This is a genomic window from Paenibacillus sp. WG02 (genome assembly GCF_055396115.1).
Genome location: NZ_AP036016.1, coordinates 2051351 through 2076130, shown reverse-complemented (window position 1 = coordinate 2076130; position 24780 = coordinate 2051351). Strand labels below are relative to the sequence as shown.

The 24780-nt window shown below is 46.6% G+C and carries 22 protein-coding genes and 2 pseudogenes; 4 read left to right on the top strand and 20 right to left on the bottom strand.

Going from position 1 to position 24780, the window contains the following annotated elements:
- Positions 1-91: 91 nt before the first annotated feature.
- Positions 92-2581, bottom strand: a complete 2490-nt coding sequence (locus ACBP55_RS09810) for an HAD family hydrolase (protein WP_464651137.1) — start codon at positions 2579-2581, stop codon at positions 92-94.
- A gap of 130 nt (positions 2582-2711) precedes the next feature.
- On the opposite strand from ACBP55_RS09810, the gene ACBP55_RS09805 reads away from it, so the two are divergent.
- Entirely contained in the window at positions 2712-3527 is an 816-nt protein-coding gene (locus tag ACBP55_RS09805) for a glycosyltransferase family 2 protein (protein ID WP_464651136.1), read from the top strand.
- Here the strand turns inward: ACBP55_RS09805 and ACBP55_RS09800 are convergent.
- Positions 3516-4361: a helix-turn-helix transcriptional regulator gene (locus ACBP55_RS09800; RefSeq protein WP_464651134.1), complete on the bottom strand. Its 846-nt coding sequence runs from the start codon at positions 4359-4361 to the stop codon at positions 3516-3518. The genes ACBP55_RS09805 and ACBP55_RS09800 overlap by 12 nt on opposite strands.
- Positions 4362-4492: 131 nt before the next feature.
- Here ACBP55_RS09800 and ACBP55_RS09795 point away from each other — a divergent pair, with 131 nt between their 5' ends.
- From ACBP55_RS09795 to ACBP55_RS09785, 3 genes are all read left to right on the top strand, one after another.
- Complete coding sequence (locus ACBP55_RS09795) at positions 4493-5494, top strand: Gfo/Idh/MocA family protein (protein ID WP_464651133.1); 1002 nt, start codon at positions 4493-4495, stop codon at positions 5492-5494.
- 34 nt (positions 5495-5528) lie between these two features.
- Positions 5529-6467, top strand: a complete 939-nt coding sequence (locus ACBP55_RS09790) for an aldo/keto reductase (RefSeq protein WP_464651131.1) — start codon at positions 5529-5531, stop codon at positions 6465-6467.
- 692 nt (positions 6468-7159) lie between these two features.
- Positions 7160-7915 carry a DeoR/GlpR family DNA-binding transcription regulator gene (locus tag ACBP55_RS09785; RefSeq protein ID WP_464651129.1) on the top strand — a complete coding sequence of 252 codons (756 nt, stop codon included), beginning with the start codon at positions 7160-7162 and terminating at the stop codon, positions 7913-7915.
- Positions 7916-7990: 75 nt separating this feature from the next.
- On the opposite strand, the gene ACBP55_RS09780 is transcribed toward ACBP55_RS09785, so the two are convergent.
- From ACBP55_RS09780 to nagZ, 18 genes and pseudogenes are all read right to left on the bottom strand, one after another.
- Positions 7991-8863, bottom strand: a complete 873-nt coding sequence (locus tag ACBP55_RS09780; RefSeq protein ID WP_464651127.1) for a PhnE/PtxC family ABC transporter permease — start codon at positions 8861-8863, stop codon at positions 7991-7993.
- Positions 8864-9649: a PhnE/PtxC family ABC transporter permease gene (locus tag ACBP55_RS09775; RefSeq protein WP_464651125.1), complete on the bottom strand. Its 786-nt coding sequence runs from the start codon at positions 9647-9649 to the stop codon at positions 8864-8866.
- On the bottom strand, positions 9639-10427 hold the full coding sequence (gene phnC, locus ACBP55_RS09770; RefSeq protein ID WP_464653276.1) for a phosphonate ABC transporter ATP-binding protein: 789 nt from the start codon (positions 10425-10427) through the stop codon (positions 9639-9641). The genes ACBP55_RS09775 and phnC overlap by 11 nt, the downstream gene beginning before the upstream one ends.
- Positions 10428-10483: 56 nt before the next feature.
- On the bottom strand, positions 10484-11545 hold the full coding sequence (locus tag ACBP55_RS09765; protein ID WP_464651123.1) for a PhnD/SsuA/transferrin family substrate-binding protein: 1062 nt from the start codon (positions 11543-11545) through the stop codon (positions 10484-10486).
- 119 nt (positions 11546-11664) lie between these two features.
- On the bottom strand, positions 11665-12372 hold the full coding sequence (locus tag ACBP55_RS09760) for a phosphonate C-P lyase system protein PhnL (RefSeq protein ID WP_464651121.1): 708 nt from the start codon (positions 12370-12372) through the stop codon (positions 11665-11667).
- 13 nt (positions 12373-12385) lie between these two features.
- Positions 12386-13564 carry a phosphonate metabolism protein PhnM gene (gene phnM, locus ACBP55_RS09755; protein WP_464651119.1) on the bottom strand — a complete coding sequence of 393 codons (1179 nt, stop codon included), beginning with the start codon at positions 13562-13564 and terminating at the stop codon, positions 12386-12388.
- A 25-nt stretch (positions 13565-13589) separates the two neighbouring features.
- Entirely contained in the window at positions 13590-14435 is an 846-nt protein-coding gene (locus ACBP55_RS09750; RefSeq protein ID WP_464651118.1) for an ATP-binding cassette domain-containing protein, read from the bottom strand.
- Positions 14436-14450: 15 nt separating this feature from the next.
- Positions 14451-15294 (bottom strand): annotated as a pseudogene (locus tag ACBP55_RS09745) (alpha-D-ribose 1-methylphosphonate 5-phosphate C-P-lyase PhnJ).
- A gap of 3 nt (positions 15295-15297) precedes the next feature.
- Positions 15298-16431, bottom strand: a complete 1134-nt coding sequence (locus ACBP55_RS09740; protein WP_464651116.1) for a carbon-phosphorus lyase complex subunit PhnI — start codon at positions 16429-16431, stop codon at positions 15298-15300.
- Complete coding sequence (phnH, locus tag ACBP55_RS09735; protein WP_464651115.1) at positions 16432-17028, bottom strand: phosphonate C-P lyase system protein PhnH; 597 nt, start codon at positions 17026-17028, stop codon at positions 16432-16434.
- A 14-nt stretch (positions 17029-17042) separates the two neighbouring features.
- The gene (phnG, locus tag ACBP55_RS09730; protein ID WP_464651113.1) at positions 17043-17468 is read right to left on the bottom strand and encodes a phosphonate C-P lyase system protein PhnG; all 426 of its coding nucleotides are present in this window, start codon (positions 17466-17468) and stop codon (positions 17043-17045) included.
- Positions 17469-17548: 80 nt separating this feature from the next.
- Positions 17549-18250, bottom strand: coding sequence for a GntR family transcriptional regulator (locus tag ACBP55_RS09725; protein WP_464651111.1), 702 nt, complete (start codon positions 18248-18250; stop codon positions 17549-17551).
- A 67-nt stretch (positions 18251-18317) separates the two neighbouring features.
- Complete coding sequence (locus ACBP55_RS09720) at positions 18318-18950, bottom strand: DapH/DapD/GlmU-related protein (RefSeq protein WP_464651109.1); 633 nt, start codon at positions 18948-18950, stop codon at positions 18318-18320.
- 25 nt (positions 18951-18975) lie between these two features.
- Positions 18976-19836, bottom strand: coding sequence for a PHP domain-containing protein (locus tag ACBP55_RS09715; protein ID WP_464651108.1), 861 nt, complete (start codon positions 19834-19836; stop codon positions 18976-18978).
- 791 nt (positions 19837-20627) lie between these two features.
- Positions 20628-21884 (bottom strand): MFS transporter, encoded by a 1257-nt coding sequence (locus tag ACBP55_RS09710; protein WP_464651107.1) that lies wholly within the window; start codon positions 21882-21884, stop codon positions 20628-20630.
- 163 nt (positions 21885-22047) lie between these two features.
- Positions 22048-23124, bottom strand: coding sequence for an ROK family protein (locus ACBP55_RS09705; protein ID WP_084160271.1), 1077 nt, complete (start codon positions 23122-23124; stop codon positions 22048-22050).
- 21 nt (positions 23125-23145) lie between these two features.
- On the bottom strand, positions 23146-23343 hold the full coding sequence (locus tag ACBP55_RS09700; RefSeq protein WP_464651105.1) for a hypothetical protein: 198 nt from the start codon (positions 23341-23343) through the stop codon (positions 23146-23148).
- Positions 23321-24717: pseudogene (gene nagZ, locus ACBP55_RS09695) on the bottom strand (beta-N-acetylhexosaminidase). The gene ACBP55_RS09700 and the pseudogene nagZ overlap by 23 nt, the downstream one beginning before the upstream one ends.
- Positions 24718-24780 lie beyond the last annotated feature (63 nt).

Here is a 24780-nt window from a genome sequence, read left to right as displayed (position 1 = left end):
AGCCAAAAATAGGTTCATCATCCAAGTTAATAAATCACTAATTAAGATGTTCCATCCATCGATTTGGTTCAATGAATTTTGGCATAATTTCCTAAGGACGAAGCTCGTAAAAGATCGGCGTTACCTCACTACCCTCATATACATGCAAAATATGGTTCTTATATTCCTTCATCTCAGATAACGTCGCTATCAAAAAGGCGTGAGAGGCAGTTCCTTTCACTATCCCGGTTCGAGTCTCCTCCCCTGTCTCTTCCTCTGTCTCCGCTCGAACCTCCCCATCCCTCACCTGTTCCAAAGTACTATAAGCAAACCGTCCCCAAGGCGCAGCATCCACTCCAACATGCGGATCAATCCATGAACGAATCTGAAGTCCATGAAACCAAGCCATCTTCAAGGTCTGCTCGGCAAAAGCCCCCGTTCCATAAAGATGAATGGCACATAATCCATCCTCTTTTACCCTTTGGATCGTCTCAAACAGCATCACCTGGCTGCCGAACCCATCTTGATGCCGCAAATAGAATGTATATAAATAATAAGGAAATCGTCTAGTCACAAGGCCCTGCGGCCAATTCGCATTCAAAATCGACGGCCCATAGTTACAGGTATTCAAAAATGCTTCCGGCCCTTGTTCGAACCATTTTTCGGCCACATCTTCACAAATCGGCGCAATGTACTCGGTACAGAAATTGTCCTGATGCGTCAAATCCCCCAATAATCTTGCTTCATCAGGCCTCGGCATATCGAGAACACGGTGCAGCGGCTTGCTCCATTCTACTGGCTGTAAGGATGCGCGCTGCAATTGCCCTTCTTTCTGCTGCAGCAGATAGGCATAATAACCTTGGAACGCCAAAGCCCCTTCTTGGCATGCCCGTTTCATCGCGTATTCTTCGCCCGAACGTTTCAGCTCTGCCGTAATCGGTCTGATTTGACCGAGCTCACCTTCAGCATAACGCAGCGTCGAACCGAAGTCGCCCATCATAAGCTCCTCCAAAAAAGCTGGCGTCCTTGCGATACGCTTCCCCTCTTCAGTTCCTCCGCTACCCGAACGCAGCATACTCCGGATATCCATCCCACGCATGCTCAGTTCATCCAGCCGATTAGCGCCAACAGCAAGCAAATGCAGCATCTGCGGCCTATGTCCAGCTAAGCTTACGATTTTTTCCAGCGACTTCTGAATGGTTCCATGAAACCCAATATCGACCGTTACCAACCGTTCAGGCGATCCAAATTCTTGCTTCAAATAACTTACAAAAAGCTGCCTATGCCGCTGCACAGACGCCAAAATTTTAGTTTGTATAGGTGCACTTCGAAGAAAGCCCCCAATTTGATCATAGATTGAGCTTCCATTTTCACCTAGTATATACTTGCAATTCTCAATTCTTTCCTCCAAAAATGCTTCAAAATGAACGCCTTCCTCGCTGATATCCAGCACTTCGAAAAGCTCGCCTAATTTCAATCCGTGAATACCTAGCAGTAACGCTAACTCATCATCACTGAAGCTCTCCAATCCTGCCAAAAAAGTAGCTTGTCTGGAAACATAGATCGGCTTGATCTGGAGGTCAACACCTCGAATACGCGCAGCATTTTCAAGCATCGGAGCTAACAAATAAGCTTCTCTCATCAAAGGATGAACAGTCCGGATGCCCTCAGCTACGCATTGATCAATGACCCACTCACACAGGGCTTGCAAGAACGGTCCTATTACACTGCTGCCCATCTTATAAAAAAAACGCTCCAGCTCGCCTATTCCAACCGTCATATCCGTGGCTTCAGCTAACTTCCGCAGGGATTTCCATTCAGGCAATACATGTCCATGTCTAACATATTCCCAGTGATGCAGGCTCTCGAAATGTTCTGGAACGACATTGTAGTGTATGCTCCTTATCCCTTCTTTAGAGGCTCCTTCCACATCTGCGGCTATATTGTCGCCAATATGTACAATCGCGTGACTCGCGATTTGTGGGTAAAATTCCTTCAACCGGGCAAATAAATGTCCCGATGACTTCCCTTCATGCTCCTCCGAAGAAACAAGCAGCGTATCCACTCTTGTTAAATCTAGTCCAGCCGAAGCAAGAATCGAGCGCAGCTGATCCGAGGATAAATACATATCCGATAACAGAGCTACCGGAATCTGCTTGCTTTTACAAGCAGCTATCAATGACGCCACATGCGGGTTCACATAGCAAACTTCCGCCTCGGTTTCGACTTCGATCTGAGCCATCTTGTCCCTTTTACAGCTTCCATCCGGCATCTCCGCATAAATGAGTTCCAAAGTGACCTCTCCAAAGCCCGTTACGGCAGCTTGGCGAACACGTGCCGTGTTCTCAGCACGAATCCGCATCTCTTTGAACGCAGCTGACGTTATCGATGCCTTCAGGCAGCCAATACGGTGTGCTTTTTCCGCAACAAGTTCAAAAACGTCAGAGGGATTAGCACATGTACGAAATAATAGCGTGTCGAAAATATCCAGACTAAGCAGCGCAACGGCATCCATTTCGCCAACCAATGCGCTTAAATAGCGGTCTTTTTTCCATAAATGAAGATCAGATGAGCTTATAATGGTATGCGGTATCTCCAGCATTAGGAACCTCCTTAGAGTTTTCGAAGAAAACTGGCTTCGTAAGCATTATCTTTATTTAGCACTTATATTTGAGAAGTACACCGAAATTGAGGTAAGCTTACATTACCATAAACCGGAGGTGCGCTTTTTCATGTCCTATCAGCCATTAGTGTCCATCATTATCCCTACATATAATCGCCGAATTGAACTCGCTGAGCTCGCAGAATCATTATATCGCCAAACGTATAAAAACCTGCAAATTATCATTGTTAACGATTGCGGCCCCTCCGTCGATTTCATTCAGGAATTATACCCGGAACTGGCTATTCAGATCGTCAATATGCCCCAAAACTTGAAGCACGTTCATGCGCGCAACCGCGGATTGCAAGAGGTGAAAGGCGATTTCATCATGCTCTGTGATGACGATGATCTGCTGCTTCCGATCCATATCGAGCGTATGCTGCAAGAAATTGAAGGCTATGATCTCGTATATCCAGATGTTGAAATTTTCGATTATGTCTATGAAAGTAACGCCCGTTCCATCACAGATCGGTTCGTTTTTGCTTATGAATTCGATGTGCCTGCGATGCGCAGGTTTTCCACCTTCTTCTCTTCCGGTTGTATATTTCGACCCGAGGTTATCGACGCTCTGGGTGCTTTTGACACGGACGTATTTCATTATTGGGACTGGGATTTCTTCTTACGGGTAGCTGAACAATTCCGCGTGAAACGTGCGCCAATTGCCAGCGTGCTCTATGCATTTTCCCAGCAAGGCAGCAGCAACATGTCGGGTCAATTAGACAATATGCGCCCCTTTTTGGACATGCTCTCCGCAAAGCATCAACTCGGTGAATTGCCTACGAAAAACTTCTTCCTCCTGCTCGAAGAACCGGAAGTGAAAGCGCGCCAAGCTGTAACCGAACTCATCTGGGACGGGAAACCGATTCGTTCTCGCTTATTCAAATAAGCTTTTGGCATAAAAGTTTCGAAACTCGCTTGGCGTCATTCCTTCATGTTCTTGAAACCGCTGGTTGAAATAACTCGCGCTGGCATAACCAGATTCATTAGCAATGTCTTTGATCGGCCAGTCCTCCTTTTCAATTAAACGCTGCTTCGCAAATTGAATACGGCAAAGAGTAATGAAGGAGAGCGGTGTCATCGACATGGCTTTACGAAACAATTTGCAGAAATAGTATGTGCTTACGCCTGTGAGCTCCGCCCATTCTTCCAAGATGAACGGTTCACAGGCTTTTTGCTGCATCAAGGGAAGTAAGGCGAGAATGCGATCCACGGATTCCATCCCGCGATTTCCCGTTAAAGGCGCCGCATAGCTCATGAATTCGCACAATATCTTATACGTCAGCGTGGAGAGATTCGTTGTCCGAAGAATGTTATTCGTCTCTGCCTCAAGCAGCAGCTCGTGGAACGCTTCTTCAAGCTCATTCCATCGCTTTAACGTCCACAAGGTACGTAGAAATCCTCGTTCCAGCATAAACTCCTTGATATGATTTCCATAAAAATGAAACCAACGGACATCCCAAGGATCTTCCTTCGAGCTGTAGTATCTTTGTTCTTGATACGGAAAATACAGAAAGGCATCCCCTTTTTGAATGGAATACTGTTCCCCCTCAATTTCGACGTATCCTTTACCTGAAATGATGAAATGCAAGCTGAAGGTTTCACATAACCCTTCGTGACGATAGACAGAATGATTGGGGAAATCACGATACCAGCCAACAGATTCTGGAAAAATGAAATAAGAAGATTGCTGCAACCTTGGCAGCATGACTTGCCTTTGCATCTTTACGCCTCCTCTTCTAATGACAATATTCCGATACTGGGTGCAATATATTATCATATTCATTTTAAATAACTCGTTTTATAATAACAATATACCGTTATCAAATATTTTACAAAAGGAGAAGTGCTGAAATGACAAAGCTTCGTTGGGGTATTTTAGGTTGCGCTAATATTGCCATTAGGGCTTGTATTCCTGGTATCCAGCAGTCTCAAACAGGAATTGTAAGCGCTATTGCCAGCCGCAATTTGCAAAAGTCACAGGAAACTGCGGCTAAGCTAGAAATTCCTAAGGCTTACGGCAGTTATGAAGAATTGATCGAGGATCCAGAGATTGATGCCATATACATACCGCTGCCGAACCATCTGCACAAAGAGTGGACGATTCGTGCTGCCCAGGCTGGCAAGCATGTACTTTCCGAGAAGCCAGCTTCTCTAACGGCAGATGATGTTCGAGAAATGGTCACGGCATGCGAACAAGCAGGGGTGCTGTTTGCCGAAGCTTTCATGTATAGACACCACCCGCGGTACGAGCGGATCAAAGCGATTATGGACTCCGGTGAAATCGGTGATATTCGTGGAATTCATGGGACGTTCACCTTCTGCAATCCGGGTGATAGTAAAAATGTTCGCTTCGTACGTGAATGGGGCGGCGGCTCAGTCTATGACGTAGGCTGTTATCCATTGAGCGCAGCTAGAATGCTCTTAGGCAGAGAACCAGAAGCTGTAACTACCCATGCTTTCTTCTCACCTGAGCATGACGACGTCGATATGATGATGTCCGGCTTAGTTGAATTTAGCGGCAATGTCGCGCTAACCTTTGACTGCGGGATGTGGGCGGCTTTCAGAAATACGGTTGAAGTTCTAGGCACGTTGGGACGCATTGAAATCCCTTCGGCTTTTGTAACGCCAACTAAAGAATCCGGTCACTTTAAAGTATTTGTTGGGAATGATCAACGTGAAGAAGAGGTTCCGTTCCTGAACCAATATTCCCTGCAAGCGGACGACATGGCCCATGCGGCTTGGGGTGAGAAAGCACCTCGCTTCCCCGCGAGTGATGCGATTAGCAACATGAAAGTCATTGATGCATGTCTGAAGTCAGCTAGAGAGCGTTCGCGAATTGTGATTAATCCATAATACTTCATAAAAAAGAAAGCAGGGATGATTTCATATGAAGCACATTCAGATTAAAGGATTAGATAAACCCGTATCTAAACTGATCATGGGATCGGACTTTTTTAGACTGGACAATCCTCAAGAAGTCAGTGATATCCTTGGACATTATCTATCTATCGGCGGAAACACGATTGACACTGCCTTCATCTATTGCGGCGGCCAGAGCGAGCAAGCGCTTGGGATTTGGCTGGATGAAATGGGTAATCGCGATGACATCAATATCTTTACCAAGGGTGCACATCATGATGCTAGCGGGCCAAGAGTGAATCCGGAAGCGATTCGCAGTGATCTGTTCACTAGTCTCGAGAGACTGCGCACGGACTATATTGACCTCTATGCGCTTCATCGCGATGACCCGGCAACACCGGTTGGCGTTATCCTCGAAGCGCTGAATGAACATGTGGAAGCTGGAAGAATCCGCGCCTTTGGCGGGTCCAACTGGACACATGAACGTTTGCAAGAAGCAGCAGATTATGCCGAGCAGCATGGTCTAATTGGCTTCAGCTTCAGCAGCCCTAACCTTAGCCTCGCCAAAGCGAACGAACCATTCTGGGCCGGCTGCGTCTCAACCGATGAGGGGGCGCTGCGTTGGCACGAAGCCAAGCAGTTCCCGCTGCTGTCCTGGTCTTCGCAGGCGCGCGGATTTTTCACTGGACGGTTCACACCGGAGAACCGTGACAACGCCGACCTCGTCCGTGTCTTCTACAGCGACGAGAACTGGACGCGGCTGCGCCGCGCCGAACAGCTGGCGCAGGAAAAAGGCGTCAGCGCGATCCAAATCGCGCTCGCCTATGTGCTGAGCCAGCCGTTCCCGGCGTGCGCGCTCATTGGCCCGCGCAGCGAAGCCGAAATGCTCTCATGCCGTGACGGCGCGCAGCTTGTGCTGTCTCCGCAGGAACTGGCATGGCTTGATCTGACCGCAGCGACGGTGTAAGCTGCTGCTTACTTTTGCGGCACCTCTTGTGGTGCCGCTTAAAGCCCTCCCCCCGGCCGATATTGGGCAGGGGGTTTTGTGTGTTTTGTGTATGCACCCACATAATGGATATCAGCCGCTCGCTCCTCCAGACTCTCAAACTACCCACTATCCACTACCACCTACCCACTGCCAGCTACTTTAAAGCTATAAACCATCGCTACCGCAACAAATTTCGCATTAACATACACTTTAGCGATGTAATTCAACGTTAACGCAACCCATGAAAACCAAACTACCCACTGCAAGCTACTTTAACGCTATAAATCATCGCTACCGCAACAAATTTCGCATTCACATTCACTTTAGCAATGTAATTCATCGTTAATACAACCCATGACAACCAAACTACCCACTGCAAGCTACTTTAACGCTATAAATCATCGCTACCGCAGCAAATTTCGCACTCCCACTTACTTTAGCGATGTAAATCATCGCTAAAGTAACACATGACAACAACAACTACTCCAATAAGAGTCTCTGAAGACTCTTATTGGGCAGAGACTCTTATTTTTGCTTTTCTGACATTTTCCACGGATGCACTCCGCGCCTCCATCTTCGACACCATCCGATGGACGGCTTATCCATTGAATGATAAGATAGAAGTAAGCGTTATCTACAGGAAGAATAAGGATTTGCTTTTAGGAGGTACCATGGGAAAGACAGACATTCGCCGCGATGCGATTATGCAAGCCATTAAAGATAAAGGCTCCATTGCCTTGACCGATATCGTCAAGCAGTTCGCCGTATCGGAAGCAACGGCTAGACGGGATCTTGAGATACTCGAACAAGAGAAGCGCTGCATCCGTACCTTTGGAGGCGCTGTGCTTGAAAGCTTGAAGGTCGAAGTCCCATTTTTTAACAAAATGGACCTCTACACGGATGAGAAGAAAGAAATCGCCGACAAGGCGCTGCGCTATATTGAAGATGGCGATATCATCGGTTTAACCGGCGGTACGACGACGACTTTTATCGCTAAAAAGCTCAACCAATTCAAGAACCTTACCGTGATCACGAATGCGGTTAATATCGCCTATGAGCTGATCGGAACACCGGGATTGCAGCTTATCCTTACTGGCGGCGTGATTCGTACCCAAACCTTCGAGCTGTCGGGACCGCTCGCCAATGCAACGTTAGAAAATCTCAGCATTCGCAAAACTTTCATGGGAGTGGACGGCGTTTCCTTATCCCGCGGCATGATGATTTATAATGAGCTGGAAGCCGAGACCAATCGACGCATGATGAAGCAGTCCATGGAAACTTACCTCGTTGCCGATCATTCCAAGTTCAGCCGGAGCTCCTTGTTTGTGATAGGTGAAGTCCAAGAAACCATCGGGATTATCAGCGATTCATCCATAACTCCGGAAATGAAGGCAGCCTTTAAAGATGCTGGAACTCCATTTTTGTGAGAAAAAAATAAAACTCGATGTCACTGGTCTTAACCACCAGTAGTGTCGAGTTTTTTCTATCTCCCTATTCACGCCTTACGCTGTTGCTCGCAGCTTTCTTTTAATTCTGTTAGCCATAACCTCAAGTATGATAGCAAAAATTAAAATGAAATAGGTAATTCCTCCAACTTCTCTCAGATCATAATAAAATCCGCTCGCCATAAACATATCAAACCCGATCCCGCCAGCGCCGGCAGCTGCCCCCATGGCAACTGCAACAGCAAAGTTAATTTCAAAACGCATGAAGGTCCAAGAGATGATATACGTTATACAGGAAGGGATTACGGCTTGGAAAACAATCTGCCACCAATTCGCACCGCTTGCTCTAAGGGCTTCTATAACACCATGATCCAACTCTTCGAAAGATTCCGAATAGGCCTTAACTAAATAACTTACGGAATGAAAGGTCATGCCGATGACGGCTGCGACACTTCCGAGACCGGCTGCTACGGCAAAAATCAGTACCCATAACACCGTTGGAACGGCTCTAATGATAGCAACCAACCCTTTGATGATCATCGAGACGCCATTCGAGGATAAGTTTCGTGAAGCCAGCAACCCTAGAAACAAGGCAATCACTGCACCAAACAGTGTCGTTAGAAAAGCTAACCCAAGCGTAACAAATACTTGCTTTAAACCATCGACAAAAGTGAAATGCTGGAAATGAGGTTCCATAAACATCGTTTTAACCGTAACGGCCGCTGCTTGAATACCTTCGAATAGACTGACCCCTTTGTAGTCGAAGCTGCTGAAACCATAGAAGGTCAGTACGACTAATGTGACAAGGGTGATTTGTATAACGAATGTAGCCAAATTAAAGGGCTTGGCCTTAATAGGTTGATTATGAATCTGCTTAACTTGTTTCTCAGTTGCATCATATAAAGCTCTAACTGATTCATCCCATTCCATTTACAAGATCACCCTCCTCACATAATTGGAAACATATTCAATGACAAGTATGGTGAGCACAATGACGATAACGATCAAACTAGCAGCGCTATAATTCAAGCTTTTATAATATAAGCTAAACAAGAATCCGATTCCCGTCCCTGTCAGAATTCCTATAAGTGTGGCATGACGAATGTTCGTTTCTACCATAAATAAGATCCAACTCAAGAGCTGAGGCATACTTGCAGGTATAACAGACTGGCAAATAATCGAGAGATAGCCAGCTCCTGTAGCCTTTAATGCTTCAACGGAACTCGAACTCACTTCATCGATCGATTCCATAAAAGCTCTAGTCAGAAAACCAAAGGATCCAAAAAACAGAGCGAAATATCCAGTCAAGACGCTTTGACCAAAGGATAAAAGCAATATCATCGACCATGCCGCTACATCAATATTGCGGAATAAGGTGGCGATACCTCTGCTAAAATAGCCGAATATCCCGTTAACACCTGTTGTATTAGAACCTAGAATTGCGGCTAAAAGGGCAAACACGGCAGCGACAGTCGTAGCAGCGATAGAGATTAATACGGTTTCAACCAGCTTGTCTAAGATGTCCGGCAATCTTTTCATCGCTTTTTCATTTGGATAAAAATTAGAAATCGCCCAGTCTATCGCCTTCGGTATGGAAGTAAAACCTTTCACAACGTTATATTCCGTTATGATAATGGCAACCAAAGTTAACACAAGCAGCAGAACACAATACATCATAGAGTTTCTTCTTTTTACGGCAAAGAAATTACCCTGCATGTTGTCCTCCTAGCTCACTCAGGTTGTTTGCCACCTCGGAACCATAAATGCTTTGGAGTTCGTCTGCCTGGATTCCCTCTGGCACACCATCGTATACAACTCTTCCCTTATTGACGCCTATAATTCGGTCCGAGTATTTCAAAGCAACGTCTACTTGATGCAGATTGACGACAACGGTTATTCCCATGGAGGACGAAATGTTCTTCAGATGATCCATAATCACCTTAGATGCATTCGGATCCAAAGAAGCGATCGGCTCGTCACACAGCAGCATTCTAGGTGCTTGGATCAAAGCTCTGGCAATCCCTACCCGCTGCTTCTGACCACCGCTTAGTTGATCGCATCTTTTATAAATCTGATCTTCCAAACCTAGGATCTGCAAGATATTGAACGCCTGACGTTTTTCTTCATCGGTGTACAAACCTAAAGCGCCAGCCAAGGTAGACTTGTAACCAAGTCGGCCATGAAGGACGTTTTCGATGACACTCAACCGATTGACCAAATTGTAATGTTGAAAAATCATCCCGATTCTGGTACGTAATCGCTTCAACTCTTTTTTCTTAAATGCCGAAACATTGGCGCCATCAAAAACAATCTCTCCGCTGCTAGCATCAATCATCCGGTTGATACAACGAAGGAGCGTTGATTTCCCCGCTCCCGAGGGTCCGATGATCGAAACAAATTCTCCTTCTTTAACAGCGAAGTTAATATTCGATAACGCCTTTGTTTCAGAACCGTATTGTTTCGATACATTCTTGAATTCCAATAAGGTTGTCATGGTTGTCATGGGTAACTCCCAAACGTTTTATTTTCGAATGACGATCGGTCTGACGATTACTTCGACAGTTCTCTAATTGGGTTGAACCAAGCATCTTCAACAGATAGGAAATGCTCCTTACCCGACTTCATCTTGAACAATCCAGAAGCTTTGGAATCCTTCGGAAGAAAGATCTTCTCGTTTTTGGTTACTTCATCCGATGTAAATGTATCTTTCAATTTTTTTGTGTCTTCCGCACTAATGGTTCCTGTATTGATGGCAAAAGGTGAATTTAGCACCGGCGTAACAGAAATAAGCGAAAATTCTTTTCCTATTTGGGTATTAAACGGCTCGGCAGCACCTTGCTTCACTTTGTAGACAGCTCCAGGCTTATTCGCAGTTCCGGATGACAATTCCACATAGTTGGCAACGCAAGTGTCACAGAAAGCGGCAACATCGGCTTTGCCCGTCAGCAGGTTTACTGCGGATCCTTGGTGAGAACCTCCGAACAGTACTTCCGAGAAGAACTTGTCCTTCCCGCCTTGCAGCAAATCGTCTGCAGTCAAACTTTTGTATTTATCTTTTTTGCTAAAATAACTTACAATGCCAGTGGATGGTACTTTAAATCCGGATGTAGAGCTGTTTGAAACGAAGGAGAATTTTTTACCGGCAATGTTATCGAGCGAGAAATCACTGCCGCTTTTATAAGCCGATTCTTCTCCTTTTCTTACATTGAGCCAACTATAGTAGACCGCATCGTCCAGTGTCCCGGATTCTCCACTTTGTACGACGAGTGGTTGAACCTTTTTATTTTTCGCGTTTGCTTCAATGTATCCTTGAGGCCCCATAAAGGCTAAATCAGCATTTCCATTCGCAATCGCCTCAATCGCGATAATATAATCTGTCGTCGTTTTATGCTCCACTTTCTTACCGGTCGCTTTTTCAACGGCTTTTCCAATTTCATCCCTAGCGTCTTTCAGATCCCCACCTGATTCATTCGGATACCAAGCGATCGTAATGATATCTTTCGTTTTGACAGGTGCAGTCGCCGCACCTTGAGAATTTGCTTCTTTCATACCACAACCTGCAACAACGGCTACGAGAGATAAAGATAGTACAAGACCTAACATTTTCTTCATATTTCATACTCTCCTTTTATAAATTCCAATTTTGCCGTACAAGTTAACGATACTCGTTATTTATCAACGGACTGTTAATTCAATATGAAGATTTCGTTGTGGTTTCTTGTTTTTAGTTGCTATCTAGCCGCCACTACAAACTGGCCATCCTGGATATTGTATTCCCGGGTACACAAATTCTGCATGAATTCAAGATCATGGAAGATCCCGAGCATCGTTGTTCCTTCTCGCATCAACTGTTCAATCAGAACTTTTACTTTGATTTTCGAACTATGATCGAGACTCGCCGTCGGTTCATCAAGCAGCAGCAGCCTAGGCCGCTTTACCATCGCTCTTGCGATGTTTAAACGCAGCTTTTCGCCTCCTGAGAAGGTAGCTGGATAACTGTCCCACAAGCTGTGGTCCAAATCAAAATGATCCAGCATCTTTTCTGTCTCCCGGTCGGCAAAATCAGCTTCATGACCCATCTCCACAATCGCATGCTTCACCAATTCTCTTGCCGTCGTTCGAGGCATGACATTTAGAAACTGTGAGACATAGCCAATCTCATACTTGCGCAGCTCGATAATCGTTCGCTCGGATGCGTGCACCAAATCAATTTGCCCAAATTTTTTGGAGTTGTACCAAATATGACCTTCCTGCGGTAAATAAGTACGGTGAATGCACCTTAGAACCGTTGATTTTCCGCTGCCGCTTTTCCCGGTAATTCCGACAAATTCGCCTTCTTTCAGAAAAAAGTTTACATTCTCGATGGCTTTGATCTGTTTGTTTAAGTTATGCAAAGTGAAAGATTTGGACAAATGTTCAATGGTTAGAATGTTTTCCACGGAATCCCCCCTATCAGATCCTGTAATTGGTTTTTTGTATTAGCTTTCCGTCTACAAATACGGTTGTAATTACCGGAAAATCAGGTTCGATTTTCTCTATTATGAGAAGATCAGCCTTCTTCCCTTCGCGTATGGAGCCCACTTCCTCATCGATATTCACAGCTTTTGCTGGATGCAGGGAGACCATCTTAAACATATCAACCAGGTTCTTCTTGCAATGGTGAGCGAGATAAAATACGGCGTGAAGCATGGCGGCCGGATAATAATCGCTGCATAAAATATCGATGCTCTCTTCGCAAACCGCTTCAGCTGCTGATAAGTTTCCGCTGTGCGAACCGCCTAGAATCACATTCGGCGCACCCGCTACCGTGTACATTCCTAGTTCTTTCGCTTTCTTGGCAATCGCAAGCGTAATCGGGAATTCACTAATAACAGCGCCAAAGCTCTGCACGAGTTCAAGCTTTTCAAGTGAATCATCATCATGAGATGCAATTGCAATCTGATTGTCTTTGGCCAACTGGGCGATTTCCCGAATTCCCTCTACCGTTAATTTCTGCTTGGTTTGATGATTAGCTATGAGTTCGTCGATGCCTTCTTCCGTTAAATCTTGGTACCCTTTGACCGTTTTTTTATAGACTTCCAAATCCCGATACTGTCCTTGGCCAGGCGTATGATCCATGAATGAGATCAGGTGGACTTTCTTCTCCGTGATATAGCTCTTTAAATTATCGATCTCCGCTAGATTATCGATCTCAAATCTCGCATGAAACCGATGACGTACCAGATGCTTGCTCGTGTGCGTCTGATCGATCAAATCGATTAATTTACGTACATTGTGCGACTCACGGATCGGCCGATATTTGTAATCAACGCTTTTGAAAATCGACAATGAGTGATACATCGTTGTAATACCGTGGGAGATCAATTCTTTCTCTGTTTCTCTGAGACTCAGATTGAAATCCATCAGTGAGGTAGGCCTTGGTGCAGTCATATGCTCAATATAATCGGAATGAATATCGATGAACCCTGGGGAAATGTATCCTCCGGCCGCATCGATCACTTCGGTATGTTCATTCCGTTCAATCTCTCCGCGCAGGGCAATCCGCTCAATCCGGTCCTGTTTGATAAGTAGATCGAAACCTTCAAGAATCGCTTCTTCCGTAATTATGAGTCCGTTAGTGATCAGATACATGTCGTTGCCTCCAATATTGGATTAACTAAAGCAGTGAATGAACCAACTGCTGCGTATAAGCATGCTGCGGGTCTTCAAGTATTTGATCGGTTAACCCTTGTTCAACCACTTGACCGTCCAGCATCACCATCGTGCGGTCCGCCAGCATGCGGATGACACCCAGATCATGCGATACAAGCAGGATGCTGATCGTCAGTTCCCTTTGCAAATGCTTAATCAAATCAAGCACGTTAGCTTGGACCGATAAGTCGAGTCCTGTCGTCACTTCATCCAAGAGAAGAATAGGCGGGTTATTGGATAAGGCCTTAGCGATTTGAACCCGCTGCTGCATGCCACCGGAGAAGTTTTTCGGCGCTTCCTTCATTCGGTACACAGGAATATGAACCCGCTCCAGCAGTTCACTTCCCCTCGCTTGCATGGCCCCCACATGCCGATTTCCGGCTGCAATCATTTTCTCAGCAATGTTGCCGATGGAGGTAAATCCCATTCTCAAACCGAGCACAGGATTTTGGTATACTTTGCCCATCAAGTGATTTCTGAGATATCTTTTTTGTTGTGAGGATACATCGAACAGATTGCTCTCACCCTCTTTATAGAACTTTAGGTAAGCTTCACCGCTCGTTACTTCCTGATCGAAATAAAGGCATCGCATCAACGTCGACTTACCGCTGCCGCTCTCGCCTACAATCCCGAGCACTTCCCCCGGATACAGGTCGAATGTAACCTCTTGACACGAATAGACGGTACCGCATATAGGGCAATAGTTTTTGATCAATTTCCTGTCGGACGGGTTTTCGCATTGATCGCATCCACTTCCGAATTGCTTATTCAAATTTTTTACGGTCAGGATCGGAGCTTCATTATCTTCCATCTTCACGTCACCTCTTTATAAGGACTGCTGATTCATTCGGCTTATACAATAGCTGGTATCATTGCACTGGTAGTAGGTAACTCCGGCGCTCGCATCGAAGAGTTCATCCAGAAACACTCCTTCGGTTCCGCACTGCTTGCAGCACTTGCCTTGAAACGATTCCGCCTCGAAAGGGACATCTTCAAATGAAAGGGAGACGACCCGGGTATAGGGTGGCACCGCATAAATCTTTTTCTCTCGTCCTGCGCCTAGCAGAATCAGCGCTTCCGAGCTATTGAGCTTCGGATTGTCGAACTTCGGGATCGGACTCGGAGCCATGACGTATCGCTCATGCACCATAACGGGATGGTCGGATCCAGTCGTCATATTTCTGTACTTCATAATCTGCTCGAACAACACCAGCCAGGCACCGCTGTAATCTTTTTCCCCATGCAGCTTTTTGGTCTCCATTTCGCTGGATTCAATGATCCGCAGCGGTTCCGGCATCGGTACTTGCAGAACGAGAATTTGGCCCGGCTTTAGCGGAATTTCGGGAACACGATGTCTCGATTGAATGAGCGTGGCTTCCGCTGTTTCATCAACAGTTTCTACGCCTGTCGTTTTCTGAATTAATTTTTTTATACTCACTGCGTTGACCGATTCATCCGAACCTTGGTCGATCACTTTGAGCGCATCCTTCTTCCCTATAAGAGACAGGGTCAGCTTGAAGCCCTCCGGTTCCCCATCCTCTGCCAATCGGCATCTCACGGGAGGCGAACGGTACCTGATATCCTGGGATCGCAATGGCTTTCAAGGTTGCTCTTCGAATTTCCCTTTTCGAGCCTTCATCAAAAAAGGCGTAATTATATTGGATTTGCATCGGTTACACCTCTTGGGGTTGCTCTGTTTGGATTTGCTTTGTTTTGCGCACGTCGCTTAGCTTCGATTGAAAGGTAACATAGTGAGGCATTTTCAAGTGTGAAATAAAGCCTGTGGATTCTACCGAATCGATATGATAAAGCACGAATTCCTCATTCTGCGTCGGAATGGAACGGTCGCCTCGTTCGAGACTTTTATCCAAAATGCTCATGGCGATTGCTTTGGTTTCATTTTGTCCGAAGCAAAGTCCATAGCCGAATTCGAGTTCAAGCTCTTTCCTGCCTTTTTCTTTATCCACAGATACCGGCACCAGCATTTCCACTTCAGTTACCTTGATATCTCCAATGTAATAAGCGTCGTCCTCATCGCCCATGGCATGTAGTGGATTGTCGATATACATCGGAAGTCTGCCGACTCGCAGCTCTCCAACGGTAGGATGGACAGCCCCGTAGCCGCGAATGACCGCATAGGCCAAGGATGTAACCGTCCCTGTCTGACCCCTGGTTAAAATTTGCAGCTTCTGACTGCGGCTGGCGGGAAACGCTAGGCTCTTTCTCGTTACATCATCGGGTTCCCGAACATCCACAGGACAATCAGCTACGAGACCTTCTTTTCTCAAATAATCCAGCACTTTAGGTACCCGGGCTAAATCGGTATCTTGCTCTCGATTCTCCTGACCTGAGTCATCACCATGCTCAAATGCAATCAGCCATTCACTAACCGCAGCTTCTGTTTCATCAATCAGATCGAAATCCAGCAAGCGATGACTATAATCCGTGGAAGCTCCGAGAATCTGTCCGCCTGGGATATCTTTGAAACTGGCGGAGATTCTTCTTTCCACATGCATCTGCTCAGAAACCGCCGTTCTCGTATAATGCTTTCTCGGAAGTGTGGAGCGGTAAGCTCTCATCAAAAAAACCGCTTCCTCCGGGCTGCCTTCCGCTTGCTTGATAGCGATGGCTGCCAACGTTTCGCTGTAAAGGCTGCTCTCCGACATGACCTGATCGATCAAGCCTCTCATTCCGCCTTCAATCTCCCCGATGTCCAGCACCGTTTTTTGTTTGACCCGCTCGTATTGGATTCGTTTTAAGGACTCCTCAATAGCTGAAGTTCCGCCTTTCACCGCGACATAACCCATTTAGCTGCCCCCTTCTTTCGTAATCTGGGTTGTCCTTGGCAAGCAGAGGAGATGATTCGCTGAATCGATGAAAATAAGGTCTAATCCCAGCGGAAACTCTGCGTTTCTCTCCTCCCGAAGCTCCATCCAGTCCACGTTCAGTAAAATCTGGGCAAATGCGGCGTGTTCGATTCCCGGACCCATTAACCTTAAAGATGCGTACTCCGATAAGCCCACGGACTCAACAATGATCGTGGCAGAATCGTGAGGATCGATCAGTGTTCCGATCTTTGCTTCATCAAGAACATTTTGCAAATCCCCCACTGCCGCATCTTGCAGGATAAAGATGAAATCCGCCTGATCCGTTTCCGCTGTTTTGGCGTAGGTCAACTGTCTGAACAGGTGAGTGGCCTGATCTGCTTTTTCGGAAAATACTTTGAAAGTAACCTCCGTATCCAATAGCATCATGGCCAACACAAGTGTAGAAGGAAAACAACCGGCGTCTATATCCAGCTTCTCGACCTCCTCGGAAAGATCAGAAATCAATCCTGGCCTCGACATGGAATCGACTACTTTGCGATAAGAAGTTTGTATATCATGCACCAGATCCAGCTTCATCGTGTTTGCTCCTTTCAATCCGTGTCCATCGTTTCAAAATTCACTTTTGTCCTTAACACTTTCGCGTCGAACGCCTTACGCTCTTCTGCGATTCTGTCGGCTTCGGCCAATAGTATGGCTGACCAAGCATTTGTTTCCTTCAGACGCGCCTCGAATGCTGCATCAATCACGGCCAAATCATAAGCTAAATCTGATTCGTCGCCTTTCAAGATTCCGACGCCCACTTGATCGTTAATCTTGACCTTACATTCCGTCACTAGCACTTCACCCAAGTAGAATAAACTTTTTTGCGCAGTCTCTCTCACCTTAACCATCACCAAGCCATGGCTGGGCTCCTCTATCATTGTCACGGTATACTGATCCTTGATTTCTTGTGCCAATGCAGCTGCAATTCCGGCAGATCCATTAATGAGGATTTCCGTTCTTAGTTTTCGTCTCATAGCCAAACCTCCTTGCCCTAGTGATCGCTTTCCGAGACTTACTATATCTTGTTGCCAACAGAGCGGATGTTAAGATTTAGTTAAAGTACATAAGTAAAGAAGTCGCCTCGATACCAAATTTTGCTGTATTCCAACGTCCTGCCTGTCGTTTGTTCGACTCTTTCGCTTTCCAGCACCAATAAAGGAATCAAACTCGAACAAGACAGCAGTTCCCGCTCATATTTAGAAGGGTACATCACGCTTAACAAGGTTTGTGTGGAGTGAAATTCCGTAAGACCTCTACCCTTATAAAACTCAAACATAGAGGTAATATCTCTCCCCGTCTTTTCAATATCGCTAAACATCGTTTCTGCCACATAAGAAGCATGCAAAGCTATCGGTTCCCCGTCGATAATCCGCAATATCCCCACTTTAAATACGCGATCCTGCTCATCCACACCGAGCGCCTGATAGATTTTGTTGTTATACTCGATAGGCTCGCAAAAAATATTTTTGGCTTGATAGTTATAACCTAGCTCTATCATCTTTTTACTGAAGCTCTCATTGCCAGACAGCACTAATGGAATGCGTTGGTGTCGGTCTTTGACGAAGCTGCCTTTTCCTTGCTTGGAATAGATGTAGCCCAGTTCCTGAAGCCTTTCATAAGCCTTCCGTGCGGTCATCCGAGGGACTCGAAACAGATCGGCAAGTTCATTTTCCGAGGGCAGTTTATCGTCGGGATCATATTTACCTGCCTGAATATCTGCTATGAGGTGATCCATAATATTCATCTCTTCCGACATCTTGGGTCAACCTCCTACGCATAATTTGACACTGCTGAGCCGCATGTCATCCGCATTGTTTGCAAGTTCAGATGTATGTTTGAATAAAACGTTCCATATCATTCAATTCGTGGAAACGTTCTTCAAGCACCTCACGAGGCCAGTCCCACCAGGTAATCTGCATGAGTTTATCGACGATTTCCTTGGGAAATCTTGCTTTAATCGGTTTGGCTGGCACCCCTACAACAACCGAATAGGGCTCTACATCTTTCGTTACGACAGAACCCGAACCTATAACCGCCCCGGTTCCAATGTGAACTCCTTTCATCACGATTGCTCCATGCCCGATCCAAACATCATGACCAATCGTTACACGGTTCGAGCGCCGCCAATCAAAAATTTCTTCATCATCCTTACTGTCAAAACCATAAGCTGCCCTACGGTAGGTCATGTGATGCTGTGTTACACGATCCATTGGGTGATTAACAGGATTGATGCATACATGGGAAGCGATAGAAGTGAACTTTCCGATCTCCGAATAGTTAATCGTCACATCATCCATCGTGTAGGTATAATCGCCAATAGTAGATTCAATGATCTTGTTGCTGGGACCGATCGAAGACCACTCCCCGGCGGAGCTGTTCACAATATGGCTGGTTGCATGGATGCTAGGTTCTGCTGAAAGTTTAGTATGTTCTCTGGGCTGGTGAATTTGCCTCATATCAACAACTCCTTTGATGTTCCGGTTATCTCGTAAACCGCATATTTGTACGTTCTCTTAATTCGTCTACGCAGGAGATTCCTGGACTTTTGCTGCCCAGCAGCACTTCCTTCTCTCCATAAAATCCATGAAAATCAGATCCGCCGGTCACGACCAAATCGTATTCTAAGGCATACTCTTGGGCTTTCACTTCGTCATCGGGACTATGCAACGGGTGCCAGGCCTCGATTCCCTGCAGCCCGCTTTCCACTAATTCGGGTACAAAGTCGAAATTACGATACTGCCCGGGATGCGCTAGAACGGATACTCCTCCGGCTTTTCGGATCGCTTGAATGGCAAGCTTTGCATCGACGTACTTCATAGGGATATAGGCAATTCCCGGTTCCTCCCCATTCTGGCCGCGTGAGAATAGTTTGCGGTATAACTCTCCGTAAATCGTTGTCGTGTAGCCCTGTTCGATCAGCGCATGCATGATATGCTGTTTATAAATGCCCGTGCCGCCTTCCGCAAACTTCATGACTTGATCCAGCGTGATGGCGTATCCTGCTTCGATTAAATGGCGGACCATGGTTAAGCAAGCCAGATGGCGCTGCTCCAACAGAGGGCTGCATAAATCTTCGAGTTCCGAATGTCCTGGTTCAATAAAATATCCCAATATGTGAACCCTTGTCTGTCTCTTAAAATCATAGGCTGATATTTCGATGCCAGGGATGATCTCGATTCCTCGTTCCTTTCCCTGATTCATCATTTCGTTAAGGCCTCTAGTCGTGTCATGGTTTGTAATCGCCAAATGGCTTACCTTTTCTTTCTGGACTAAGTCCACTACTTCATTAAAAGAATACGATCCATCGGAAATATTGGTATGGCAGTGCAGCTCTACTTTCATAGGAAACCTCCATGAATATTGAATTGGATCCAACTAAATATGCAACGTTTACGAGACCATGGACTTAGTCTAACTTGATGCCAAGTTCAGAGGGTCAATGCACTGTAAACTACGTGTTAATTTCGTGTAAGCATGTTGGCGTTCACATCCGCACAATAGACTAACTTTTTACACCTCGAAAGCGGGAAATAGAGGATCCTCGTTGCGCGAAAACGTGAAATACGCGGTTTTGAGCGAAATAAAGCTTGTACGTTCCGCTAAAATCTGGTGATGCCGGGTGCGTGTTGAGTTTGGGATACAGATATAAGAGAATATGTTCACAGGTGGTTGAACAATTATTATTTGGCTACTAGGTCAGCTTTCCAGAGGGCAAATGGGCTATAGTGGTTACCAATGTTGTATTTTCTGCAACAATTAGCAGGCCAAAAGGCTATTTTGTAAGTTGATGTTGCAGTTTGTACAACAATTTGAGCTCATTTGATGCGAAATGGTCTATATTGGGCTAAATTGTTGTACATTATGCAACAACGAAGGGTTAAAGTCGGGATCTTGGCAGCAATTGTTGCACTTTTTACAACATCATTCAGCCGCGAAGATGGATACATTTCAAACCTTACTCCCCCTACTCCAACAATTCCCTCGTGTAATCCTTAACCTATCGAATTCATTAATTATGAGCGCAAAAAGACCCGAGAGAGATCACTTTTTTCAAAGTGACCATCTTTCGGGTCTTTGCTCGGTCTGCAGAAAACCTATTCAGTACCCTCCCGAAAATCGGGAGGGTTTACGCATCACTTACTACTCGCCTGCGGCACCGCAGTTTGCTTATATTTCAAAGAAGGCACCATAATGAAGACCCCAACTAGAAACAAAGCTGCACAAGTAATATAAATCGTTTCAAGTGAGAAGGCTGCTTTGATACTTCCAGCCAAACTCATTGTGATAACCATGGCACCCATGAACAATGGATTCAGTATACCATTCACGCGACCCACGAACGATTCCTCCGTGTTGCCAAGAATCATTGTATTGATACCAATTTGGATCGCAGGCATGACCAGACCGGACATAAATTGCATCAAAAGTGCGACCCATAACAGATGTGTCATGCCAATGATTGCAAACGCTACGACACTTACGGACATCCCCAGAATAAGGAGCGCTTGCGACGACATTTTTTTGGAGAAGCCCATCGTCACGCCTCCGCCGATAATCATCGCGACACCATTCGTGGCCATAAACCATTGCAAGTTCTCTTTAGGCAAGCCTAGATTTTCTGTAACAAGGAAGATACCAAGCGGACTGATTAGTCCAATAGCAAGACCAGCAACAGCAAAGCAGCCTCCCAAAGTGACAAGCATTTTATTTTTCAGCACATACCGGAAACCTTCGCCCATCTCAGCAAAAATATGCGTGGATGGTCCTGCTGATCCTTTTTCAGCTTTGCGATCAGAAGGTAGAAATGTTAGTACAAGAGCTGAAAGCACGAAGCAAATTCCCATGATCGCAATAGCGACTTCGATTCCAAAGGTATAATACACGAAAGTCCCCATAATTGGACCCAAAATCATAAAGATAGCCATCATTGATTGAAACAGTGACATCCCCATTTGCATCTGGGATTCATGCACATGAACCTTAAACAGCTTCATCCCGGATGGTTGAGAGAATTGGGATAGGATGGACGACACTAGTGTGGCAAAGAAGATCGCCTTCCATGAACCATAATACAGGGTAATCATAATGATAAACACCGAGGCCGCGCTGAGAATATCGCACCAAACCATCGTAAGCTTAGGTCTCCATCGATCCGCAAAGGCACCGCCAATGAAAGAGAAAATAAATATTGGCGCAAACTCGGCAACGGAGATCAAGGAAACCGAGTAAGGATCGTTATTCGTCATGTCGGTTACATAGAGGAGAATCGCGAAGTTACGAATCCAAATCCCGATTTGGAGAAAAAGACCCGATAACATAATAGACTGCACGAAACGATTGGCAAAAAAAGAACGCATCGTTGGCGCAGAATCAGATACGGCTTGTGACATAGAAAAAAAACACCCCTTCGTTAATAGATTGGTCCATAAAACGTCAACTTCATTCCGACGTAATCGGAACCAAGAAAGTTTCATAAACCTCATCTAATGTACCGAAAAAGGTGCCTAACGTCTAGTGCAATTTGTCATATGACTGGTAATAAATTGAAATGACTCAGCGCCCATCCCTCGACATGAGCAGTGCTGCGCCTACAGCTCCTGCGGAGGATCCAAGAGCGGATGTTACGAATCGGACCGGGCTTAGAATCGACGGCAAACAGCGATCCTCGATGATCTCACGCATCGGACCTAGAAGCGGCTCGCCGATATGCGAAGCGCCGCCGCCGAGAATAACCACCTGCGGATTGAGCAGGTGGAGGATGCTCACGAGCCCGATGCCGAGGGCTCGTCCCGCTTCGCGCAGGATGCCGCTGGCTTCGGCATCCCCTTCCGCGGCTGCGGCCGCGACCAACCGCGCATCGACGCGGTCTGGGTCGCCTCCCGCGAGCCTCGTCAGGGCGCCGGCTGCGTCGCCGTCGCCTCCCGCAACGCGGCGCACGTGCTCGGCGCCGCGGCGGCCAATGGCGGTGCCTGACGCGTAGAGCTCCAGGCACCCCACATTCCCGCAGAGGCAGCGCGGCCCATTTCCATCAATGGAAATGTGGCCAAGCTCCCCTGCGTTATGGTTGACTCCGGCGATCAAGCGGCCGCCGGAGATGATGCCCCCGCCGATCCCCGTGGAGATCGTCACGAATATACAGTCCGGCGCGCCCTCGCCTGCGCCGGCCAGCCATTCGCCTGCCGCTGCGGCGGTGGCGTCGTTCTCGAGCCGGACCTCGCAAGCGAAGCGGTCCGACAAAACGGCGGCGACGGCAACGTCGCGCCAGCCGAGATTCGTGGCGAAGGTGACGACACCGTTCGCCGTATCGAGCGTGCCCGCGGTGGCGACGCCAATACCGCGGAGAGCGCTGCGGCTGCCGGGCACAGCCGCGAGAATCCCCTCGATCAGGTTCCCCAGCCGATCGAGTACAGCAACCTCCCCTTGCTGCGCAAGGGTGGGGATCTCTTCCCGTGCGATGATGCTGCCATCGTACGCAACCAGCGCGGCCAACATCTTCGTGCCTCCCAGATCTACGCCAATAAAGTACTCCCGAACGAAAACATCTTGTTCTTCGACGATGTTTTTCGTTACTTTTTCCTTGCTGTTATCCTTTACAAAAACATCCTGCTTATTGTCTTGCTCCAATGTCATCTCTTTTCTCCCCTCTCCCTATCAATCCAGCCTCCAACCAATCGGATACTCCTCCGACAAGGTCACAGGCAGTCTTCCAACCGCCTTCTCTTTCCCTAGCAGCACATTCGCGAGCGAAAACATCGCAAGCGGACGGTTTTCATAACAAGCATAATAAGTCTTTACCTCTGGAAATTCAAGTAAATCATAAGGATTTCTACCGGGCAGCCACGATAACATACTGCTCTTCCCTTTGAACTAATTCTTTAACCAACCTGGATTGTCCTGCTGAGAATGTTGCATTGTATGTGACAATGATAACTTGCTTATTACCATCACAAGCTTCCAGAACCGATGCTACTTCCGTTTCCGAAGGATATAATCCCAAGTAAACCTCCTGAATTGGCTTTCCGGCTATCTCAGACAAGGCACTGCCCAGTGTCCCGCTCCGATCCACGACTTCATCGATCTCAGTTCCTGTTTGTACTTCCGTCCAAATGACTACGATCGGCTCGTTCAGATCCAGCACTTTACCTACTTCATCCTTAACCCGTGTAATACTTTTACGGCTCAGTTCTTTGGCCAGCAGTTGATGCTCTGGGGTTGAAATAGGCTCTGTTGGAATAGGTGCTAGCGTATCATACCGAATCTCTCGCTTATATTTATAGGTCATAATCCGCAGCACAGATTCATCAATTCGCGACTCCGGAATCCGTCCACTTTCTACTGCAGCAATAACCGCTTCAATGGCAGACACTTGGCGATCCAGTAAATGACTAACCAAAATAATATCCGATCCAGCCTCAATGGCACGAACGGCCCCTTCTGCCACACCAATCCCTTCTGAGATCGCCTTCATCTCCAGGCAGTCTGTGACAATCAACCCTTTGAAATGAAGCTTCTCCCGAAGCAATTCCGTTAAAATACGATACGACAACGTCGAGGGCACGCCATTCTCTTCAAGCGCCGCAAAAACGACATGCGCCGTCATAATCGCGTCTACACCGCCTTCAATCGCTTTAATGAAAGGGGCAAACTTAGCTCCATCAATCGCTCCATACTATGTGGAACAACGGGAAGGTCATGATGAGAGTCCTCTGACGTATCTCCATGCCCTGGGAAATGCTTGACGGTGGCGATAACGCCCATATCCTGCAAGCCTTTCACCGCATGTGTGCCCATATCACTTACTAGCGCCGCTGTTTCACCATAAGAGCGCACGCCGATAACCGGGTTTAATCGATTATTATTGATATCTAAACAAGGAGCGAAGTTCATGTTCACGCCCATTTGGCGCAATTCTTTCCCCATCACTTTTGAACTGGCATACACACCTGAGGGAGCAAAAGCTGCCCCTAATGCCATGTTCCCTGGCAGCAGCGTGGCTCCTTTTTCAATACGAGAAACCATACCTCCCTCTTGATCTACGGCAATGAATAACGGCTGTCCGCCGCTGCGGAGACTCATCGCTTGCAACTCGGCCGACAAATGAGCAAGTTGGTGAGCATCCTTTACATTTCGACGAAAATAGATGACACCGCCAAGTCCGTACTCCTCAATTAATTGAGTAATGGACGCATTGGGTTCTAAAGATTCAAAGCCGCAAATAAACATTTGACCCACTTTTTGACGCAACGTTAAAGGATGTTGCTTATTAGGCGATGAAGATGGCATGAG

Excerpts from the sequence above, each read along its gene's own strand:
- ACBP55_RS09810 (WP_464651137.1), bottom strand. The coding sequence starts at position 2,581 with ATGCTGGAGATACCGCATACCATTATAAGCTCATCTGATCTTCATTTA.
- ACBP55_RS09805 (WP_464651136.1), top strand. The coding sequence starts at position 2,712 with ATGTCCTATCAGCCATTAGTGTCCATCATTATCCCTACATATAATCGC.
- ACBP55_RS09800 (WP_464651134.1), bottom strand. The coding sequence starts at position 4,361 with ATGCAAAGGCAAGTCATGCTGCCAAGGTTGCAGCAATCTTCTTATTTC.
- ACBP55_RS09795 (WP_464651133.1), top strand. The coding sequence starts at position 4,493 with ATGACAAAGCTTCGTTGGGGTATTTTAGGTTGCGCTAATATTGCCATT.
- ACBP55_RS09790 (WP_464651131.1), top strand. The coding sequence starts at position 5,529 with ATGAAGCACATTCAGATTAAAGGATTAGATAAACCCGTATCTAAACTG.
- ACBP55_RS09785 (WP_464651129.1), top strand. The coding sequence starts at position 7,160 with ATGGGAAAGACAGACATTCGCCGCGATGCGATTATGCAAGCCATTAAA.
- ACBP55_RS09780 (WP_464651127.1), bottom strand. The coding sequence starts at position 8,863 with ATGGAATGGGATGAATCAGTTAGAGCTTTATATGATGCAACTGAGAAA.
- ACBP55_RS09775 (WP_464651125.1), bottom strand. The coding sequence starts at position 9,649 with ATGCAGGGTAATTTCTTTGCCGTAAAAAGAAGAAACTCTATGATGTAT.
- phnC (WP_464653276.1), bottom strand. The coding sequence starts at position 10,427 with ATGACAACCTTATTGGAATTCAAGAATGTATCGAAACAATACGGTTCT.
- ACBP55_RS09765 (WP_464651123.1), bottom strand. The coding sequence starts at position 11,545 with ATGAAGAAAATGTTAGGTCTTGTACTATCTTTATCTCTCGTAGCCGTT.
- phnM (WP_464651119.1), bottom strand. The coding sequence starts at position 13,564 with ATGTATCTGATCACTAACGGACTCATAATTACGGAAGAAGCGATTCTT.
- ACBP55_RS09750 (WP_464651118.1), bottom strand. The coding sequence starts at position 14,435 with ATGGAAGATAATGAAGCTCCGATCCTGACCGTAAAAAATTTGAATAAG.
- ACBP55_RS09740 (WP_464651116.1), bottom strand. The coding sequence starts at position 16,431 with ATGGGTTATGTCGCGGTGAAAGGCGGAACTTCAGCTATTGAGGAGTCC.
- phnH (WP_464651115.1), bottom strand. The coding sequence starts at position 17,028 with ATGAAGCTGGATCTGGTGCATGATATACAAACTTCTTATCGCAAAGTA.
- phnG (WP_464651113.1), bottom strand. The coding sequence starts at position 17,468 with ATGAGACGAAAACTAAGAACGGAAATCCTCATTAATGGATCTGCCGGA.
- ACBP55_RS09725 (WP_464651111.1), bottom strand. The coding sequence starts at position 18,250 with ATGTCGGAAGAGATGAATATTATGGATCACCTCATAGCAGATATTCAG.
- ACBP55_RS09720 (WP_464651109.1), bottom strand. The coding sequence starts at position 18,950 with ATGAGGCAAATTCACCAGCCCAGAGAACATACTAAACTTTCAGCAGAA.
- ACBP55_RS09715 (WP_464651108.1), bottom strand. The coding sequence starts at position 19,836 with ATGAAAGTAGAGCTGCACTGCCATACCAATATTTCCGATGGATCGTAT.
- ACBP55_RS09710 (WP_464651107.1), bottom strand. The coding sequence starts at position 21,884 with ATGTCACAAGCCGTATCTGATTCTGCGCCAACGATGCGTTCTTTTTTT.
- ACBP55_RS09705 (WP_084160271.1), bottom strand. The coding sequence starts at position 23,124 with ATGACATTGGAGCAAGACAATAAGCAGGATGTTTTTGTAAAGGATAAC.
- ACBP55_RS09700 (WP_464651105.1), bottom strand. The coding sequence starts at position 23,343 with ATGTTATCGTGGCTGCCCGGTAGAAATCCTTATGATTTACTTGAATTT.